The 3,516-nt window shown below is 44.7% G+C and carries 6 protein-coding genes; 2 read left to right on the top strand and 4 right to left on the bottom strand.

Annotated features, from left to right (window positions below; translation table 11 throughout):
- Together Q0256_RS02225 and Q0256_RS02220 are read left to right on the top strand one after the other, a co-directional pair.
- The coding region (locus tag Q0256_RS02225) for a GNAT family N-acetyltransferase (protein WP_297959659.1) at positions 1-921 on the top strand (921 nt) is incomplete at its 5' end.
- A 15-nt stretch (positions 922-936) separates the two neighbouring features.
- The gene (locus tag Q0256_RS02220) at positions 937-1,824 is read left to right on the top strand and encodes a hypothetical protein (protein ID WP_297959657.1); all 888 of its coding nucleotides are present in this window, start codon (positions 937-939) and stop codon (positions 1,822-1,824) included.
- A 252-nt stretch (positions 1,825-2,076) separates the two neighbouring features.
- Here the strand turns inward: Q0256_RS02220 and Q0256_RS02215 are convergent, their stop codons facing one another.
- The 4 genes from Q0256_RS02215 to Q0256_RS02200 form a co-directional block, all read right to left on the bottom strand.
- A complete protein-coding gene (locus Q0256_RS02215; protein ID WP_297959655.1) occupies positions 2,077-2,463 on the bottom strand; it encodes a phytanoyl-CoA dioxygenase in 387 nt (128 codons plus the stop codon).
- Positions 2,453-2,821 (bottom strand): hypothetical protein, encoded by a 369-nt coding sequence (locus Q0256_RS02210; protein ID WP_297959653.1) that lies wholly within the window; start codon positions 2,819-2,821, stop codon positions 2,453-2,455. The genes Q0256_RS02215 and Q0256_RS02210 overlap by 11 nt, the downstream gene beginning before the upstream one ends.
- 47 nt (positions 2,822-2,868) lie before the next feature.
- Entirely contained in the window at positions 2,869-3,183 is a 315-nt protein-coding gene (locus tag Q0256_RS02205) for a hypothetical protein (RefSeq protein ID WP_297959651.1), read from the bottom strand.
- The coding region (locus tag Q0256_RS02200) for a hypothetical protein (protein WP_297959649.1) at positions 3,173-3,516 on the bottom strand (344 nt) is incomplete at its 5' end. The genes Q0256_RS02200 and Q0256_RS02205, both read right to left, overlap by 11 nt.

Genomic DNA, 3,516 nt, shown 5'->3' with positions numbered 1-3,516 from the left:
GGGGAGGAACGCCCGATGATTGAGCGGGTCAAGCGGGCGGCCACAGAGAACAAAACAGTCCTGTTGGTGATCCTATGTCTCTTGACCATCTGTGTTGCATACGCCATTGGGCAACACTCCGCACCCGAGCAGACAGCGACGGAAAAGCCCGCTGTCATGACACAGGAGCAGACGCAAGATGCGGATGCGCTGCTTGAAATTTACGCGCCCTACGTAAAGCAAACGGCGATCAGCTTTGAATACGACGTGCCCAGCGCAGCGGAATTTGCGGGGCGAATCGAACAGACGCTGCAAAGATACCCATATCTGATCGCTTACGTGAGCGACGAGGCGGCATGCGCGGACGACGAACGGAATGAAAATTTTAAAATTTCTGCGAGCGTGGCAGGCGCAGGGAGTGAAATTTTACGTGCGAACGAGGCGCGAAATCGCGCAAGCGGTGCGATAAAACAAAATGGCGCAAATTTAATCGCCTCGGCAAAACAAAGCGGCGTAAATTTAAAACACGAACAAATCCTCGGCTACGCCTACGCTTCGGCTTTCAAAGAGCGCGCGGCATACGATTGGTCGGCGGAGAACTCGGTTTATGTATCGCAAAACGCGCGCGCTTGCGGTATCGGCAGGCTGCTCTACGAAGCGCTAGAACGCGCGCTCAGAGCTCAAAACATCGCAAACATGAACGCTTGCATCGCTTGCGGGGATGACGAATATCTAAACGACGCAAGCGTGCGATTTCACGAGCGTATGGGCTTTCGCTTCGTCGGAAGATTTCAGCGCTGCGCCTATAAATTCGGCCGCTGGTACGATATGGCGTGGATGCAAAAGCCTATCGGCGAGCATCTGCAAAATCAGCCTGCGATGAGACCTTTCGCGCGCTTTAGAGATGAAATTTGCGCGAGCACGGGCATTGCAATTTATTAATTTAAAGGAAAAACTTTGACCCATTTTATCATAGACGACGAAAATATCGACGTAGATAATATCTTCGACGTCGTAAATCTAAAAGAGGGCGACGAGCTAAATATCGTCTCCAACACCGCCAAAAAGATCGGCGCCTTGACCCTTGCGCGCCTATCGAAGATGGGCGTTAGCATAGGCGAGGTTTTTACGATCGGCAAGCAAAGAAAGGACTTCGCCGATAAGATCATCGTGTTTTTGATGGGCAAGCTCTGCGGAGCTGAGGGCAAGATCGGCATCGTCAGCAACGACAAATTTTACGACGACGTGATAGAATTCTTTAACAATCTAAACTACCGCAAAAATCCGAAATTTGAAAAGATCAGTCTAACCTCGCATGCCGCAGGAGCGGGCACAAAACAAAGCAAAACAAGCGGTGCGGCGGAGAAAAAAGCCCAAAAAGCGGAACCAAAAGCTACAAAGCAGGAGTCAAAACCTCAAAAGCAAGGGGTAAAAGCTGCAAAGCATGAGCCTAAAACCGCGAAGCAGGAGCCGAAGGCTGTACAACAGGAACAAAAAGCCGTAAATTCTAAAATAGCTAAAGCAGACCTCGCCGCGGCGGAGGCGCTGATCCCGCAGTGCGTGAGCCTGCAAGCCCTCTATGCCGCGTGCGTCGCAAAGCTCGGCAGAGCCAAGGGCTGCGAGGCCTACCGCGAGATCAAGGACGGCGCGCGAGCAAGGTACACGAGCATAACCTACGATAGCGACCTAAAAGACGGCGCCGTAAGGCGAAACGCGATCAAGCTCTACCGCGAAAGCGGCGGCGATATGGCGGAATTTCACAACAAGCTGACGAGCGAATACAAACACGCGGGGCCTGAAATTTACAAAGAATTTAAAGAAAAACTCGTCGGAAAGATGATCTAGGCATTTCGGCGCAAGGGTTTGAGGCGCAGCGATAGTATGCGTCGCGACGTAACGGCAAAGCATAGGGTCGGACGGCGTTAGATTGAGTTACAGCGTGAGGTATGATACGGCGCGGCATAAATGCGCCCGAAATGAAACTATTTGCTTGCGCGGAGTCGGTTTTATTTTACCGTATATGACGAAGCAGGGCCTAGGCACTTAGGCATAGCAGCAGAATAAAGATATATAGGATAAATTTCATTTTATCGGAATTTAATCATAATTAAAGTCGTCCAAATCGTAGCCGAAAATATGCAAGGTATTTAAGGCTAGCTCTCTAACCTCTATCCAAGATTTATTGTGATATACCAAATACTCACCTATGCCTTCTAGTAGGCTTTGATCTTTAAAGTATCTATCTATAAGCTCCATAAGTTCTCTTAGTGCATCTCTCTCGTATGGTAAGAAACAAAATTTAAATTGTTCTAATAAAGCATTTTTGCATTCGGTATATAAAAGTTCCGCCATTTCCGAAGGACTTTCGTAATGTTTAGCCGTAGGATGAACGATATATTTATCTTGATGTTCCAAAGAAGCCATTCGAGTTAAATGGAACATAAGATCGCCCTTTTTAAATATCTCTTTTCCGTCAATTTGCATTTGGGTTTCCTTTTATTGGGATGTGGGTTTCATCGGTATCATATGGTAATATTTTACCAGTATCATCAAAATATTTTTTTCTACTAAACGGAATTCTTAAAACCCATCCATTATTAGTATTTGCGGTACTTGGTAAATTTGGATTATTTTCCGGCGCATGTATTCTAATTCTTTCTATCTCTTTTCCATCTACAACTTCTACAAATTTTATTCCTTTACCGTCATTTTGGAGCATTACTTTCCAGTCTTTTGGCGCTCTTGAGAATATCTCTTCAAATGATGCGCCTGCTAGACCGGTGAAATCTCCTACATTAGTCGATGTTTCCTGTCTAGCCAGCCGTTTTAAATTTCTTAACATTTAGCGTAAGCCGTTTCTGTCTACTACAAAAATTTAATTTTGCTATATTATTTCAATTCATTAAACGAATTCGAAAACATTCTGCCTTTTTCTATTACGCGTTCTTCTTCTGATGTAAAATTAATATCCTCGGGCAGAAATTTTAAGTAATATTTTATCTGAGAAGCCGCCCTCCTCAGCTCTTTATTTATGCAATAAGCGAATCTGCTTTTATTATTATCATAAACCTTAAAATATTCATAGTAGCAAGGATCTTTCCTTTCGGCATCTTGAGAAAACCGATAATCCAATGCCCAATACATTAGACCGCCGGCGATCAAAGTTACCAGCGTCAAAAATGCCTGTTGAAAACTATTTTTCATTTTTTACTCCTTGTATATTTGGTTTAAATTTCTCCATGCCTTCGTCGGCAATGTTTGGTAGAAAAAATATAGGGCTGTAGCCATATTCCCCCTTTGTTCCATATACAACGACGGATCTCCCTGTTTTTGTATAGATTAAATTAGAAAGCTTCTGCGCATAATCTGCACTGCTACATGCAGCCAAATGGATAGCTATTACCCTCCCCTTTTTCCAGGTACTATCATTTTTTATAAATTTTTCATACAATTCTTCTGGTGTGTATGCGGCAGATCCTTGAGAGATGAGGGCGGCGGTTAAAAGAGCAAGGGTAAAGAAAGAAAGCTGCTTTATAA

Origin of the sequence: uncultured Campylobacter sp. (assembly GCF_937949835.1) — a bacterium.
Lineage (GTDB): Bacteria > Campylobacterota > Campylobacteria > Campylobacterales > Campylobacteraceae > Campylobacter_B.
The sequence above is the reverse complement of the archived record's forward strand: the minus strand, read 5'-3'. Positions and strand labels throughout refer to the sequence as shown.

Bases quoted from the DNA above. Each gene is read 5' to 3' on its own strand.
- Q0256_RS02210 (WP_297959653.1), bottom strand. From the start codon at position 2,821: ATGTTAAGAAATTTAAAACGGCTGGCTAGACAGGAAACATCGACTAAT.
- Q0256_RS02215 (WP_297959655.1), bottom strand. From the start codon at position 2,463: ATGCAAATTGACGGAAAAGAGATATTTAAAAAGGGCGATCTTATGTTC.
- Q0256_RS02205 (WP_297959651.1), bottom strand. From the start codon at position 3,183: ATGAAAAATAGTTTTCAACAGGCATTTTTGACGCTGGTAACTTTGATC.